This is a genomic window from Kribbella sp. NPDC051587, assembly GCF_044453945.1.
Classification (GTDB): domain Bacteria; phylum Actinomycetota; class Actinomycetes; order Propionibacteriales; family Kribbellaceae; genus Kribbella.
On sequence record NZ_JBITDE010000002.1, the window covers coordinates 909,076 to 922,925 of the forward strand.

The following is a 13,850-nucleotide window of genomic DNA, read 5'->3' on the forward strand; positions in this document are numbered from 1 at the left end:
TCGGGATCGAACATGTGTTCGACTGTCTGGCATGAGATGGGCTGGTCAGCAACTCGACGCGGAGGCTCCCGGTGCGCTGCCGGGGCTGGGGTCGATCGCGGGCCTGGTGCGGTCGGTGACGACGCCGGAGTTCCGTGGGGTGACCTTCCATGAGGTGCTCGCGCGGTCGGCGCTGAACTCAGTGCCTGGTGGCGGCCTGCCGTTCGACTGGACGGTCAATCCGTATCGCGGCTGCACCCATGCCTGCCGGTACTGCTTCGCCCGGCCGACGCACAAATACCTCGAACTCGATCAGGGGCTGGACTTCGACCGGCAGATCGTCGTGAAGACGAACGTGGCCGACGTCCTGCGGCGCGAGCTGGCGCGACCGTCCTGGGGTCGCGAACAGGTTGCCTTAGGCACCAATACCGATCCCTACCAACGGGCCGAGGGTCGCTATCAGCTGATGCCGGGGATCATCAGCGCCCTCGCTTCATCCGGTACGCCGTTGTCGGTGCTCACCAAGGGGACGCTGCTGCGTCGTGATCTCGACCTCTTGGTGAGCGCGGCCACCGAGGTCCCGGTCGGGATCGGGGTCTCGCTGGCGCTCGGGGATGAAGTGCTCCGGCGACGGCTCGAACCCGGCGTACCGTCTGTGCGGGGTCGGCTGGAGTTGATTCGCGCCGTGAGCGAGGCGGGGCTGCCGTGTGGGGTGATGGTCGCTCCGGTCCTGCCGTGGCTGACCGACTCGGCCGAGCAACTCGATCACCTCTTCGGCGAGCTCGCAGCAGCCGGTGCGACCGGAGTGACCACCCTGGTCCTGCATCTCCGGCCGGGTGTGAAGGACTGGTTCATGTCATGGCTGGCGCACGATCACCCCGAGCTGGTCGGTCGGTACGAGTCGCTCTATGCCCGTGGTTCCAACGCCGCGCCCAGCTATCGCACAGCCTTCGAGCAGAAGGTGCGCCCGCTCCTCGACAAACACGGCTTCGGTCGCCGCTCCCGCCACCGTGCCACCCCAAGCCCGTACGGCGTGGTCGACGCCGCCGGCCCAACCTCCGACTCCGGCTGGGGCGAACCCGCCGCCAGCCACCCCCGCTTCCGCGGACCAGCCCGGACCCACGCACCCCGCCCTCAGCAAGTCCCGGCACAGGACCCCCTGTTCTGACTACGGGAGGGTGAGGATCTCGGGGCCGTCGGGGGTGATGGCGATGGTGTGTTCGGCGTGGACGCCGCGGGTGCCGTCGGCGGAGCGGAGGGTCCAGCCGTCGGGATCGATGACGTAGGTGTTGCCGGGGCCGGACCAGAACCAGGGTTCGATCGCGAAGGTATGGCCGACCTGGAGTCTGAAGCCACGGCCGGGGCGGCCGCCGTTCGGGACGTGGGGTTCCTCGTGCATGCGGCGGCCGATGCCGTGGCCGCCGAAGTCGAGGTTCGTGCCGACGCCGGCGTCCTTGCCTATCCGGCCGATCGCGGCCCCGACGTCACCGAGCCGGTTGCCGGGGAGGGCGGCGGCGATCCCGGCGGCCAGGGCCCGCTCGGTGATCTCGATGAGCTCCAGGTCCTCCGGTCGCGGCGTACCGACACAGAAACTTGTTGCGGCGTCACCGCACCAGCCGTCGATCGAGGCACCACAGTCGACGTTCAGGAGGTCGCCGTCCGCGAGCTTGAGGTCCGATGGAAGTCCATGCAGCACCGCGTCATTGACCGACGTACAGATGACGCCGGAGAACGGGCTGGTCGCGAACCCGGGCTGGTAGCCCTCGAACAAGGACACGGCTCCGGCTGCACGGAGCACCTCACGCGCAACCTCGTCCAGTTCGCGCAGTGAGACTCCGACCGCGGCCTCCTTCTTCACGGCGGCCAAGGCACTGCCGACGACCCGACCGGCCGCGCGCATCGCCTCGATCTCTGCCGGCTTCTTCAACTCAACCATTGCCCGCGTCCTCCATCTCTTGGCCCCGCAACGGTACCTGTAAGGGCACGATCTGGTTACTGCCCCAACTCGCAGGCACGCCGGGCCGTCCGATGAGCGATAGACACCGAATCTTGGGGGCTGTGATGGTGGTAGGACGGCGCGCGGTGCTGGGCGCACTGCTGGCCGGCGCGGGGGCGGCGGCGGTCGGCGGCTGCGCGGATATCGGCGCGGGCTCGCCCGGCGGTCCGAACAACGAAGGTGGCTCGGGGGAGCCGCCGTTGTCGGCCCCAGGATCCAGCTCCGGCCCGGGTGACGCAGGTCGGCCGGACCGGATCTCGATCGTTGCCACCGGCGACGTTCTCCTGCACGAGCGGTTGTGGACAACGGCTCGGCGCGACGGTCGCGGGGGCGCGTGGGACTTCGCGCCGTTGCTGGCCGGAGTCAAGCCGCACGTGCAGCGGGCCGATCTGGCGATCGCGCATCTCGAGACGCCGCTCGCGCCGATGGGTGGTCCCTACAAGGGCTATCCGCTGTTCCAAGGCCCGCCGCAGATCGCGACCGCGCTGAAGCAGACCGGCTACGACCTGTGCACAACGGCCAGCAACCACAGCTTCGACGGGGGTGCGGCCGGGATCGACCGCACGCTGAACACCTTGGCGAAGGCCGGATTGCGCACCGCGGGGACGGCGCGCGATCGCAAGGAGGCCGAGACGCCGACGATCGTCGACGTGCGCGGGGTGAAGATCGCGTCGCTCTCGTACACGTTCGGTTTCAACGGTCTGCCTTATCCGAACGGTCAGACCTGGCGGGCCGGCAAGCTCGACGTGGCGGCGATCAGCCGGATGGCCAAGGAAGCTCGTGATCGCGGGGCCGAGATCGTCGTGGTCAGTTGCCACTGGGGGACCGAGTACTCGGCGAAGATCAACGACCAGCAGCGCGAGCTCGCACCGCAACTGCTTGCCGACAGCAACATTGATCTGGTGATCGGGCATCACGCCCACGTCGTGCAGCCGATGGAGCAGCACGACGGCAAGTGGGTGGCTTACGGGCACGGCAACCTGGTCGCGGCGCACCGGCAGCCGAACAGCACGCGCGCCGAAGGCCTGTTGACCCGCTTCACCTTCCAGCGCACCGGCGACAAGTGGACCACCGCAGAGGCGGCCTACGCGCCGCTGCTGATGACCGACGTCTTGCCGGTCCGGGTTCTCGACGTACGGCGGGAGCTCGCGAAACCGGGATTGACCGCGGCCATGCGGAGTCGGCTGCAGCTTGCCCAGCGCCGTACCGACGAGACCGTGCTGTCGCTGGGTGCATCGCCGAAAACCCTTTGAGGACGAACGGCTCGGCCGCTTAGGGTCGGTCCATGATTACGTACTTTGTGATGGTCCGTCGTGCCCGCCTCCGGGCAGGCGAGGGGTGCCTGGGGATGGCATCCGCTCGATAGCCGGTGGGCTCAACGAGTAGTGGACGCTGCCGGGGTCAGACCTGGCGAGCTGGTTCTCGACATCGGTGCCGGGCTCGGTGCGTTGACTGCGCCGCTGGTGCAGGCCGGTGCGCGGGTGATTGCCGTCGAACTGCATCCGGGGCGTGCCGATCGGTTGCGCCGGCGGTTCGCGGACGAGCCGGTGACGGTCGTCCGTGCCGATGCCGCTGACCTGCGGTTGCCGGCACGGCCGTTCCGGGTGGTGTCGAGTCCGCCGTACACGCTGTCGACCGCGTTGCTGAAGCGCTTGCTGGCACCGGGTTCTCGGCTGGTGTCGGCGGATCTGGTGCTGCAGCGGCAGGTGGTCAACCGCTATGTCCGCGGCGAGGCACCGGGCGCACAGCGTTGGTATCGCCACTACGAGCCGTCCCTCGGGCTACGCCTTCCCCGCAAGGCCTTTACCCCACCTCCGCATGTCGACTCCGCAGTCCTGGTACTGCGCAAACGCTGAAATGGACAATGCCCCCGCACGGTCAGAGGTGACTGTGCGGGGGCATCTGCGTTTCGTCAGCCGTGCCAGGAGTTCCAGAGCTTGGCGTACGAGCCTTGGCGTTCCACGAGCTCGTCGTGTGTGCCGAGCTCGCTGATCCGCCCGTCTTCGACCACCGCAACCCGGTCGGCGTCGTGGGCGGTATAGAGCCGGTGGGCGATCGCGATCACCGTGCGGCCCTCGAGAACCGCGGCCAGCGAGCTCTCCAGGTGCCGGGCCGCGCGTGGGTCGATCAGCGAGGTCGCCTCGTCGAGGACCAGCGTGTGCGGATCGGCCAGCACCAGTCGGGCCAGCGCCAACTGCTGTGCCTGCGCGGGTGTGAGCGCGACCTGACCGGAGCCGACTCGAGTGTCGAGCCCCTCTGGCAACGCCTCTGCCCACTCACGAGCATCGACAGCCGCGAGCGCGTCGTACAGTTCGTCGTCGGTTGCACTTGGTCTTGCCATCGACAGGTTGTCGCGCAGAGTGCCGACGAAGACGTGGTGTTCCTGGGTGACCAGTGCGACCTGTCGGCGCAGTTCGTCCAGTGGTAGTTCGGTCATCCCGACACCGCCGACCGTGACGGATCCGGTCCGTGGCGGGTGGATTCCGGCCACGAGGCGACCCAGCGTCGACTTGCCCGCGCCCGACGGACCGACCATCGCGATCCGCTCACCCGGCTGCACAGTCAGCTCCACGCCATGCAGCACGTCGCGACCGTCGACGTACGAGAACCGCACGTCCTTCGCCTCGACCAGCTCGCCGTCCGGAACCCGGCCGGACGGCGTCCGGTCATCCGGTACGTCGCTGATGCCGAGCAGGCGGGCGAAAGAGGCTCCGCCGGACTGCAGCTCGTCGACCCACATCAGCAGCCGGTCGACTGGGTCGATCAGCTGGTTCACATACAGCACGCCGGCGGTCACTGCGCCGAGCGTGACGTGTCCGTTGAGGTGCAGCCAGCCGCCGAACAGCAGCGTGCCCACGATCGGCACGAGGTAGCCGACCTCGACCGCCGGGAACCACAGCGTCCGCAGACCCAGCGTGTACCGCTCGGCCAGATACGAGCCGCGGGCATCGTCATCGCCGCGGCGCACGCGGTCGTCGTACCGGCGGAGTGCCTCGATGGTGCGCGCGCCCTCGACCGTCTCGGCCAGGGAGCTGGTCATCTGTGCGTACGCCGCGTTCTCGCGCAGGTAGCCGTCCTTCGCGCGGCGCAGGTACCACCGGGTGCTCAGCCAGAGCAGTGGCACCATCGCGGCCAGCGGGAGCAGGATCCAGACGCCGACGAGCACGGTCGCCGTCAGCGAGAACAGCAAGGTGACGATCGCGATGATCGTCTCCGGTACGGCGAAGCGCACCGTCCGGGACAGCGTGTCGACGTCCCGTGAGGTGCGGGACAGCAGGTCGCCGGTCCCAGCCCGCTCGACCGTGCCGATCGGCAGCGCGAGGGCGTTGTCGACGAAGTCCTCGCGCAGCTCAGCCAGCACCTGCTCGCCGAGCGCGAACGAGCGGTAGCGCGCCCAGCGGGTGAGCAGCGACTGCACGACGACGAACCCCGCGATCAGCCCGATCACCAGATTGACGTTGGCAGCCGTCGTCCCGCGCTGGACGTCCTGAACCAGGTCACCGATCAGGCGCGGCGCAGCGAGCCCGGACACCGCGGCAAGCGCGTGCAGCACCAGCGCGACCAGCAGCGCACGCGGATGCTGGCGGACCAGACGGCGGGCATGCCGACGGATCTCAGCACTATCCGCCACCGGCAGGATCTGCCTCATCTGTGCACCTCTTCCTGCTCGGTCTGCCGGGTCACCGTCCGGCGGTACTGCGGCTCTTGGTCGAGCAGGTCACGATGTTTGCCCGTGGCAACCACTCGGCCGGCGGCGACGAAGATGACCTCGTCGACCCGGTCGAGCAGCAGTGGGCTGGCAGTCAGTACGACGGTGCTGCGGCCGGCCCGGTGATCGCGGAGCCGGTCGGCGATCCGGGCCTCGGTGTGCGCGTCGACGGCCGACGTCGGCTCGACGAGCACCAGCACGGACGGGTCCATCAGCAGGGCGCGGGTCAGCACCAGCCGCTGCCGCTGTCCGCCGGAGAACGACCGGCCCTTCTCCTCGACCTCGGAGTCGAGCCCGTCCGCGAGGGCCACCAGGACATCGTCAGCGGAGGCGGTGCGGATCGCGGCGAGCAACTCCGCCTCGGTACGGCGGCCGGTCGGGTCGAGCTCGCTGCGCAGGATGCCGGTGAACAGCTGGGAGCCGGAGTCGCTGACCAGGATCCGCTCGCGCACGTCGGCCCGGGTCGCGCTGGCCAGGGTCACTCCGCCGAAGCGGACCTCGCTGGCGACGTCGTACCGGCCGAGGCGGTCGGCTAGCTCGCCGTACACGTCGGGCTCGGCGGCGACGATCGCGGTCAGCAGGCCGTCCCGGGCGCGCACTCCGGAGACCGGGTCGACCAAGTCGCCTCGCTCGGGCAGCCGCACGGCGTCAGCCGGGTCGGTGATCTCCGGGCGCAGCGACACCACGCGGATGACCCGGGCGCCCGCGACCAGCCCACGCATCAGTTGGTTGACGAACTCGGTCACCGTGCGCAGCGGCAGCACCAGGAACGTCGCATAGCCGTAGAACGCGACCAGTGAGCCCGGACTGAGGGCACCACTCAGGGCGAAGTGGGCGCCGATGCCGACCACCAGCACCACGAAGGTGCCAGGCAGCAGGACCTGCATCGCGTCCAGCACGGACTGGATCCGGGCCACCCGGACACCGGCGTGGCGGACCTCCTGCGACTCCCGTCGGTACCGCCGGGAGAAGGAGTCCTCGCCACCGATCCCGCGCAGCACCCGCAGCCCGGCCACGATGTCCGAACCCAACGAGTTCAGCTCGCCGACCGCCTCGCGCTGAGCGGACTGCCGCCGGTGCAGCGGCCGCAGCATCGGGCCGAGGCAGAACAACATCACCGGCACGCCGATGAGCACCACCAGTCCGAGCACGGTCGACGTCGAGAGCAGGATCGCCGCGACCACGGCGAATGCCACGATCGCACCGGCGAACCGCGCCGCGACCTCCATCACGGTCCCGATCGAGGCCAGGTCGCTCGCACCGACGCTGACCACCTCGCCGGTCGCCAGGTGCTTGGGCAGCGTCGCGCCGAGATCGGCGGACTTCCGCGTGATCACCTGGACCGTCCGGTACGCCGCCATCAGCCAGTTCGTCACCGCGAACCGGTGCCGCATGATCCCGGCCAGCGCCTGGATGACGCCGACCGCGAACAACGCGGCGCCCCACTGCAGCAGCTTCGCGCCGTCCTTGGCCGCGATCCCCTCGTCGATCGCCTTCCCCAGGATCGCCGGGATGAACGCCTGGGACGCCATCCACAGCACCCCGAACGTCATCCCGCCGGCGAGCGTGCGGGCCTGTCCGCGCGCGACCCACCACAGGTAGCGGGCCGGCGAACGGTCGTCGGCGATGCCGGGATCGGCAAGAGGGAGATTTCGCATGATTGCTTCAGGCTAGGCGGGCCCACCGACAAACCGCATACGAATTAATCGGGCACTATCGAGCCCATGAAACGAGGCTCGGCCTGGCTCGCCGCGTACGCCGTGATCGCCGCCGTACACCTGGTCACGATCGCCGTCGGCGAACCGTGGTCGGAGGCGATCACCAAGGTCCTGCTGATGCCGGCTCTGGCAGTCTGGGTGCGGCTGCGCGGCGGACCGGTCGCGCTCCTGATCGGACTGGCTGCCTCACTGGTCGGCGACTTTCTGCTGCAGGTCGATCACCTGGTCCCGGGTATGGCGGCCTTCGGCGTCGCACATGTCTGTTACGTGTGGCTGTTCATCCAGCGGTCCACGCGACGGTCGCTGGCGGTGGTCGCGGCGTACGGGGTGGTGTGGGTTGTCGTCCTGGCACTGCTGTGGCCAGGGCTGGGGGATGTGCGCGTTCCGGTGGTGCTCTACTCACTGCTGCTGACGACGACTGCAGTGACGAGCGCTTGGAGCGGTTGGCGCTCCGGAATCGGCGGTGCGGTGTTCCTGATCTCCGATGCGCTCATCGGGGTCGGACTGGCCGGGCATGAGTTCGGAGTGCGGCCGTATCTGGTGATGGCGACGTACTGCCTCGCGCAGTACCTACTGGCGAGCAGTCTGGTGGCGGTAGGTCAGCCGGCGGAGCAGGACCTCGAACGGGCCGCGTAGCCCGCGCCGACGCATCAGGTCGGCCAGGAAGACGGTGAGCGACCAGGTGGCGACGGCGAGGATGACTGACTGCCACAGAGTCATCGTGTGGCCCAGGTCGAGCAGGAACGGCGCGAACATGATGGTCCAGACAACGGACTGCGTCAGGTACGACGTCAGCGAGCGCTGACCGGTCGCCTGGATCGCGGTGACGAGCGGAGTACGTCGTACCCGAATGGACCAGAGCGCGATCAGAGCGGCGTACGCCGGACCGCCCGCGAAGCCGGTCAGGGCGTGCAGCCCGGCCACCGGGACGATGTTGGAGTCAGTCGCTGTCAGCAGCCCTGAGGTGTAGAGAGCGAGCGGAACGCCACCGAGGAACGACAGCGGTACGCCGACGGCCACCATCCGGCGCAGCGTCTGCTCATGCTGTTCCGGCTGCTCGTACAGCTTGCGGCGTGCGGCCCAGATGCCGAACAGGAACGCACCGGCCGCACTGACCGCCAGGATCGGTGCACCGAAGGAGATGGAGAAGGCGCGGCCGGCCATGCCCAGGAGCGGGTTGTGCGCGGCTGACCACGGGTACATCTCCGTGTCCGGCGGGTTCGGAGTGGCCAGGAATGCGAAGGCCCAGGAACCGAGCAGAGCCAGTACGGCGCCGGTGACGAGCAGACGCTGGTCACTCCACCGGATCGCCGAGGCCAGGAAGAGTGCGACCAGGCCGTAGGCGGTGAGGATGTCGCCGTAGTAGAGCAGCACGGCGTGCAGGACACCGATCAGTATCAGGGCCAGTGCGCGGCGGCGGAGCAGCTTCTCGTCGCTGGACTGACGGCGGGCGAGCTGCACCATGCCGTAGCCGAAGAGGGTGGCGAACATCGTGTACGAGCGTCCGTCGACCAGAGTGGTCTCCAGGAACGCGACGATCCGGTCCGGCAGTGCACTGGGGATCGGCATCGAGCGGATGTCGCCGACGCCCGGCGGGTGCAGGAAACCGTGCGTGTTGGCCAGCGCGATGAACAACAGCAGAAGTCCGCGCGCCAGATCGGGTCCGAGGGCGCGGTCCTTGAGTGCGGTCGGGCCGGTCATGACACAGAGCGTAGGCGTGGTTCGGTTCGGTGACCTTCACCTTGCGTTGGGCAACGAGTTCCCAGTGAGCCATGTGCGCCGCCTGTCCTGGAACCATGCTGGTGATCGCGCATCGGGGAGCGAGTGGGTACCGTCCGGAACACACGCCGGCGGCGTACCGCCTGGCCGCAGCCCAAGGGGCCGACTACCTGGAACCGGACCTGGTCGCCACGCTCGACGGCGTCCTGGTCTGCCGGCACGAGAACGAGATCTCCGGTACGACGGACGTCGCGGAGCACCCGGTCTTCGCGGACCGGCGGATCACCAAGATCGTCGACGGCGAGGCCGTGACCGGCTGGTTCGTCGAGGACTTCACCTACGCCGAGCTGCGGATGCTGCGCGCCCGCGAGCGGATGCCCGCCCTGCGCTCGGCCAACACGGCCTACGACCGCACCGAGGCGATCCCCACGTTCGACGACGTGGTCGCACTGGCCCGGCAGGAGTCCCAGCGCTTCGGCCGGCCGATCGGGGTCATCCCCGAGATCAAGCACCCCACGTACTTCCGCCGCCTCGGGCTGCCGCTGGAGGAGCTGCTGACCGAGCGCATCCTCGCCCTGGGGCTGCGCGAGGACGAGATCATGATCCAGTCCTTCGAGCCGACCAGTCTGCGCCGGCTGGCCGTGATGACCCGGGTACCGCTGGTCCAGCTCGTCGACTCCGAGAGCTCGCCGTACGACTTCCTCCGGGTCGGCGACGGCCGCACCTTCAGCGACCTGCTCGACCCGGCCGGCCTGCGCGAGATCTCGACCTACGCGCAGATCCTGGCCCCGCACAAGGACCTGGTCATCCCGCGCACCTCCTCCGGTGCACTCGGCGAGCCCACGCGTCTGGTCGACCAGGCTCACCGCGCAGGCCTCGGCGTCCAGGCCTGGACCTTCCGCGCCGAGCGCCGCTTCCTCCCGACCAACACAGACTTCCGTACCGAACTGTCCCGCTTCGCGTCCCTGGGACTCCAGGGCATCTTCGCCGACCACCCAGACATCGCAGCGGCCACTCTGAAGGCCGCCTCACTGCCTGGCTAGTGGCGGGGTGAGCTGACTGCCTCACCCCGCCGGGGTGGTGGACGGCGACGCGATCACGCGGCCGGGGGCTTGGGGGCGTCGTCGTAGATGCGGGAGGCGATGTCGCCTTCCGGGGTCTTGTCGTGGTTGGTGACGTTCTGCTGGACGGTCTGCCAGACGGCCTTGCCGTCGCCCTCGGGCATCACGATCCACGCGATGGCGTAGCCGAGGATGGCGGTGCCACCGGTGATGATGGTGAGGCCGACGATGCCCAGCCGGACCAGGGTGACGTCGATGTTGAGGTACTCGGCGAGACCGCCGGAGACGCCGGACAGCATCCGCTGGGAGCTGGAGCGACGCAGGGTCTTGCCGGACAGGTTCGAGAACGGTGCGTTGGAGTTCGTCATGGCTCTACTCTCCCGTTCGGAGCCCCTCCACCACATCAGGTTCGGTACCGACTGAGCCCTGACCCGACCCCGGGTACCCCCAGCCATAGCCCTGACTACTTTCGTGGAACCTCGGGGGTGGGCCAGGCTGTCTTTACGGTGAGGGAGGGTGCCGGATGGACGACTTCACCGAGTACGTGGCGGCGCGCTGGCAGGTGCTGGTGCGGTCCGCCGTACTGCTGGGCTGCGCGCATGCCGAAGCGGAGGACCTGGTCCAGACGGTGCTGGAGCGGTGCCTGCTGAAGTGGAAGCGGGTCAGCGCGGTGGACGACCGGGACGCCTACGTGCACCGGATGCTGGTCAACACCTTCTTCTCGGCACGCAGGCGGCGCTGGAACGGCGAAAAGCCGTCCGCGGTGCTCCCTGAGCACGCCGACCACGACCGCACTGCCGGTGTGGACGACGCGGACCTGATCACACGTGCCCTCGACCGGCTGCCGCCTGATCAACGGACAGCCGTCGTACTGCGCTACTACGCACACCTGACCGAACAGCAGATGGCTTCCGTGCTCGGCGTCGCCGCCGGCACCGTGAAGAGCCGCCTGTCGCGGGCCGTGAAGGCCCTGGCTCAGGACCCGAATCTGGCAGAACTGCGAGAGATCCTATGAACGAAGCGAAACTGACCGAACTCCTCGAACGCGCTGGCGACCGGACTGCCGTCAACCCGCCTCCGATCGACGCCATGCGCTCCGGCGCCGCCCGCATCCGGCGCCGCCGCACTGCAGTCTGGTCGGCAGCCGGTACGGCGCTCGCCGTGGCCGCTGTGATCGGCGGGTCGACCGCACTGACGAACAACACAACCACTGTGGTCCCGCAGCCGCCGGTTGCGGGAAACCCGGTGCCGGAGGGTATGCGCCTGGTCGGGCTGGGACATGTAGCGATTGCGGTGCCAAAGACGTGGGCCACCAACAAGTTGCACTGCGGTACGCCGACCGTTGACAGCGTCATCGTGGACCCTGGCCCCCAGGGGTACTGCCTGGTGCCACGTGCCGCCGGTGTCGAAAGCATCGAGCTCGGCCCGCTGCCCGCAGATCCCGCCGAACCCAACGCGGAGATCGACGGTGTCCCGGTCGCGAAGCAGCCGGAGGCCTGCACCCTCGTCGGCAGTCTCACAGGCCAGAAGGTGAACTTCTGTTCCGCCTCTGTGCAGATCCCGTCGTTGAAGCTCACGATCACCGCGGCGGTCCAGGGCGAAGGGATGGAGCCGACCCAGATGCTGGAGCGGGTGTTCGTCGTGCCGGACCTGACCGGCGTCCCCGGGTTCCAGACGCTGGACCTGGAGACGTCACAAGCGAAGTACCTGGCGGCGTTGAAGGCGGACGGCCTCGTGCCGGAGATCGTCAGCAAACCGGCACCCGGTGTACCCAAGGGATCGGTGACTGCGGTGTCGCCGGTGGCCGGGACGATGGTGCCCAACGGCTCCACAGTGACCGTGACGGTCGCCGGCTGAGAACTGTCGGTGGGGCTGCTTAGCGTGGGGGTATGGATGCGCAGGTGGTGCTGAAGGTGGTGCGGGGGCTGCCCGGGGCCGAGGAGCATGAGGGGTGGGCCGGGCAGCCTGCTTTCAAGGTGCGCAAGAAGGGCTTTGCGTATCTGTCCGAGGACGAGACGCGGCTGATCGTGAAGGCCTTCCGCGAAGAGCAGGAGGCTCTGGTCGCCGAGAGCCCCGACGTTTACGCCCCCTCGTGGGAGAGCGGCCGGTTCGCGTGGGTGGACGTCACACTCGCCAACGCCGACGAGGACGAGGTGGGTGAGCTGCTGACCGAGGCCTGGCGGCTGACGGCGCCGAAATACCTGATCGCTCAGCTCGAGGACTGAATATGCTGTGCGGGTGGCTACTGGGGACCATTTGACCGAGGCTTTGACGGGACGTCGCGTGGGGCCGTTGGCGGACGACGAGCGGCATGAGCTGGAGCGGGTGAAGGGCTACCTGCAGTCGCTCGGGTCGTGTTACCGCGAGCTGAGCGAGCGAGCCACCGACGTACGGCGTCGGGAGCAGCTGCGCGCGGAGGCACATCGGTGTGATGACGCGGTGCAGCGGCTGGCCGTGATGTCAGCGGCGGAGCGACAGGACATCCTGAATGCGGTACCGGGCCGGTTGAAGGCGCTACGGGCGGAGCTCGACGCGTGAGCGTGAGCGCAGACCTGACGCCCGAAGAGAAGCAGCGTGCGTTCGCGGACCGCCTCGCTCAGCTCACGCCGCGCAACCCGCCGAACCGCGCGCCGGGGGTGCAGCCGCGCGCCATGCTGCTCGGTGGCCAGCCGGCCGCCGGTAAGACCACAACCCAGCGATTGGTGCACGCCGCGCTCGGCCCGGATCACGTCGCGTCGTACGACGGTGACGACAACGCGGCGGTGCACCCGCGGTACGACGCTCTCCGGCGCGAGCACGGTATCGAGGGCCACGACATGGCCAGCAAGGTGCTCAACAACGGTGACAACTGGGAGCTGCATTTCGCCGCGTTGAAGCATCTGCGGGAGGGTGAGCCGCAGTACGACATCCTCGCCAGCCATCCGTTGGCGCGGGAGGAGTGGGCTCGCGGCTGGGTGAACGGGTTCAAGGAGCAGGGCTACCAGGTCAGCGTCGCCTACGTGGCGACCAACCACGCCAACAGCACCATCGGGCTGGCAGAGCGCTATCAGAACGGCGTGGACAACGAAGGCGGCGGGCGCTGGCTCGACCCTGACCTGCATGACGAGTTCTACAACGAGCTGCCGGACACAGCGCAGGTGCTGGAGTCGGAGGGGCTGGTCGACGATATCTACGTCGTGGACCGCGACGGCAACGTGCTCTACGAGAACCACCGCGACGCCGACGGCAACTGGGAGCAGGAGCCGGCGGTCAAGCAGGCCATCATTGATGAGCGCGACCGGCCGCCGACACCAGCGGCCCACGAGTACCTGACCCAGACGGCCGACCGGCTGCTCGACAACCGCGACCCGTCACTCCCACCACTGGAGCCGAAGGTTCGCGAGGCCGTCGAACGCGCTGTCAGCCGTGAGAACGAGCGCCCCGCGCCCGAGGCGAGCACCCGCGGCCAGGACACGTCCCAACGCATCGACGCTCGCCTGGCCACGACTCTCGCGCACACCCGGCCGGCTGGGATCGACGAGGCAACCTGGAACGCCCAGCGGGCCGCGACCTCGGGCGTGGCCGCTGTCGGGACCGCCCAGCCGCCGGCTGCCAACGCACCTGCCCAGCCGGCGCCCGGCGTACAGGCTCAGCAGCGGGACAAGCCAGGGGCCAGCTCAGAGCGCTGA

15 protein-coding genes are annotated in these 13,850 nt (G+C 68.9%); 10 read left to right on the plus strand and 5 right to left on the minus strand.

Going from position 1 to position 13,850, the window contains the following annotated elements; genetic code table 11:
• Nucleotides 1–31: 31 nt before the first annotated feature.
• Nucleotides 32–1,147 carry an Rv2578c family radical SAM protein gene (locus tag ACIA49_RS10735; protein ID WP_396376883.1) on the plus strand — a complete coding sequence of 372 codons (1,116 nt, stop codon included), beginning with the start codon at nt 32–34 and terminating at the stop codon, nt 1,145–1,147.
• Here the strand turns inward: ACIA49_RS10735 and map are convergent, their stop codons facing one another.
• Nucleotides 1,148–1,915, minus strand: coding sequence for a type I methionyl aminopeptidase (map, locus tag ACIA49_RS10740; RefSeq protein WP_396376884.1), 768 nt, complete (start codon nt 1,913–1,915; stop codon nt 1,148–1,150).
• A gap of 125 nt (nt 1,916–2,040) precedes the next feature.
• On the opposite strand from map, the gene ACIA49_RS10745 reads away from it, so the two are divergent.
• Both ACIA49_RS10745 and ACIA49_RS10750 read left to right on the plus strand, forming a co-directional pair.
• Nucleotides 2,041–3,228, plus strand: a complete 1,188-nt coding sequence (locus ACIA49_RS10745; protein WP_396376885.1) for a CapA family protein — start codon at nt 2,041–2,043, stop codon at nt 3,226–3,228.
• Nucleotides 3,229–3,288: 60 nt separating this feature from the next.
• Nucleotides 3,289–3,831, plus strand: a complete 543-nt coding sequence (locus ACIA49_RS10750) for an rRNA adenine N-6-methyltransferase family protein (protein WP_396376886.1) — start codon at nt 3,289–3,291, stop codon at nt 3,829–3,831.
• A gap of 56 nt (nt 3,832–3,887) precedes the next feature.
• Here ACIA49_RS10750 and ACIA49_RS10755 read toward each other — a convergent pair whose 3' ends face one another.
• On the minus strand, nt 3,888–5,624 hold the full coding sequence (locus tag ACIA49_RS10755; protein WP_396376887.1) for an ABC transporter ATP-binding protein: 1,737 nt from the start codon (nt 5,622–5,624) through the stop codon (nt 3,888–3,890).
• Nucleotides 5,621–7,342, minus strand: coding sequence for an ABC transporter ATP-binding protein (locus ACIA49_RS10760; protein ID WP_396376888.1), 1,722 nt, complete (start codon nt 7,340–7,342; stop codon nt 5,621–5,623). The genes ACIA49_RS10755 and ACIA49_RS10760 overlap by 4 nt, the downstream gene beginning before the upstream one ends.
• A gap of 66 nt (nt 7,343–7,408) precedes the next feature.
• Here ACIA49_RS10760 and ACIA49_RS10765 point away from each other — a divergent pair, with 66 nt between their 5' ends.
• Nucleotides 7,409–8,038: a lysoplasmalogenase gene (locus ACIA49_RS10765; RefSeq protein WP_396376889.1), complete on the plus strand. Its 630-nt coding sequence runs from the start codon at nt 7,409–7,411 to the stop codon at nt 8,036–8,038.
• Here ACIA49_RS10765 and ACIA49_RS10770 read toward each other — a convergent pair.
• On the minus strand, nt 7,973–9,103 hold the full coding sequence (locus tag ACIA49_RS10770) for a DUF418 domain-containing protein (RefSeq protein WP_396376890.1): 1,131 nt from the start codon (nt 9,101–9,103) through the stop codon (nt 7,973–7,975). The genes ACIA49_RS10765 and ACIA49_RS10770 overlap by 66 nt on opposite strands.
• Before the next feature lie 95 nt (nt 9,104–9,198).
• On the opposite strand from ACIA49_RS10770, the gene ACIA49_RS10775 reads away from it, so the two are divergent.
• A complete protein-coding gene (locus tag ACIA49_RS10775) occupies nt 9,199–10,164 on the plus strand; it encodes a glycerophosphodiester phosphodiesterase family protein (protein ID WP_396376891.1) in 966 nt (321 codons plus the stop codon).
• Between the two features lie 53 nt (nt 10,165–10,217).
• Here the strand turns inward: ACIA49_RS10775 and ACIA49_RS10780 are convergent, their stop codons facing one another.
• The gene (locus tag ACIA49_RS10780; protein WP_396376892.1) at nt 10,218–10,550 is read right to left on the minus strand and encodes a PspC domain-containing protein; all 333 of its coding nucleotides are present in this window, start codon (nt 10,548–10,550) and stop codon (nt 10,218–10,220) included.
• 155 nt (nt 10,551–10,705) lie between these two features.
• Between ACIA49_RS10780 and ACIA49_RS10785 the strand changes: the two genes are divergently transcribed.
• From ACIA49_RS10785 to ACIA49_RS10805, 5 genes are read left to right on the plus strand one after another with little or no spacing between them, the layout of a single operon-like run.
• Nucleotides 10,706–11,197 (plus strand): SigE family RNA polymerase sigma factor, encoded by a 492-nt coding sequence (locus tag ACIA49_RS10785; protein WP_396376893.1) that lies wholly within the window; start codon nt 10,706–10,708, stop codon nt 11,195–11,197.
• Nucleotides 11,194–12,039 (plus strand): PASTA domain-containing protein, encoded by an 846-nt coding sequence (locus tag ACIA49_RS10790; RefSeq protein WP_396376894.1) that lies wholly within the window; start codon nt 11,194–11,196, stop codon nt 12,037–12,039. The genes ACIA49_RS10785 and ACIA49_RS10790 overlap by 4 nt, the downstream gene beginning before the upstream one ends.
• Nucleotides 12,040–12,071: 32 nt before the next feature.
• Nucleotides 12,072–12,407 carry an MmcQ/YjbR family DNA-binding protein gene (locus ACIA49_RS10795; protein WP_396376895.1) on the plus strand — a complete coding sequence of 112 codons (336 nt, stop codon included), beginning with the start codon at nt 12,072–12,074 and terminating at the stop codon, nt 12,405–12,407.
• A gap of 13 nt (nt 12,408–12,420) precedes the next feature.
• Nucleotides 12,421–12,720 carry a hypothetical protein gene (locus ACIA49_RS10800; protein ID WP_396376896.1) on the plus strand — a complete coding sequence of 100 codons (300 nt, stop codon included), beginning with the start codon at nt 12,421–12,423 and terminating at the stop codon, nt 12,718–12,720.
• Nucleotides 12,717–13,850, plus strand: a complete 1,134-nt coding sequence (locus ACIA49_RS10805) for a zeta toxin family protein (protein WP_396376897.1) — start codon at nt 12,717–12,719, stop codon at nt 13,848–13,850. Before ACIA49_RS10800 ends, ACIA49_RS10805 begins: the two co-directional genes overlap by 4 nt.

Excerpts from the sequence above, each read along its gene's own strand:
- ACIA49_RS10735 (WP_396376883.1), top strand. The coding sequence starts at position 32 with ATGAGATGGGCTGGTCAGCAACTCGACGCGGAGGCTCCCGGTGCGCTG.
- map (WP_396376884.1), bottom strand. The coding sequence starts at position 1,915 with ATGGTTGAGTTGAAGAAGCCGGCAGAGATCGAGGCGATGCGCGCGGCC.
- ACIA49_RS10745 (WP_396376885.1), top strand. The coding sequence starts at position 2,041 with ATGGTGGTAGGACGGCGCGCGGTGCTGGGCGCACTGCTGGCCGGCGCG.
- ACIA49_RS10755 (WP_396376887.1), bottom strand. The coding sequence starts at position 5,624 with ATGAGGCAGATCCTGCCGGTGGCGGATAGTGCTGAGATCCGTCGGCAT.
- ACIA49_RS10760 (WP_396376888.1), bottom strand. The coding sequence starts at position 7,342 with ATGCGAAATCTCCCTCTTGCCGATCCCGGCATCGCCGACGACCGTTCG.
- ACIA49_RS10765 (WP_396376889.1), top strand. The coding sequence starts at position 7,409 with ATGAAACGAGGCTCGGCCTGGCTCGCCGCGTACGCCGTGATCGCCGCC.
- ACIA49_RS10770 (WP_396376890.1), bottom strand. The coding sequence starts at position 9,103 with ATGACCGGCCCGACCGCACTCAAGGACCGCGCCCTCGGACCCGATCTG.
- ACIA49_RS10775 (WP_396376891.1), top strand. The coding sequence starts at position 9,199 with ATGCTGGTGATCGCGCATCGGGGAGCGAGTGGGTACCGTCCGGAACAC.
- ACIA49_RS10780 (WP_396376892.1), bottom strand. The coding sequence starts at position 10,550 with ATGACGAACTCCAACGCACCGTTCTCGAACCTGTCCGGCAAGACCCTG.
- ACIA49_RS10785 (WP_396376893.1), top strand. The coding sequence starts at position 10,706 with ATGGACGACTTCACCGAGTACGTGGCGGCGCGCTGGCAGGTGCTGGTG.
- ACIA49_RS10790 (WP_396376894.1), top strand. The coding sequence starts at position 11,194 with ATGAACGAAGCGAAACTGACCGAACTCCTCGAACGCGCTGGCGACCGG.
- ACIA49_RS10795 (WP_396376895.1), top strand. The coding sequence starts at position 12,072 with ATGGATGCGCAGGTGGTGCTGAAGGTGGTGCGGGGGCTGCCCGGGGCC.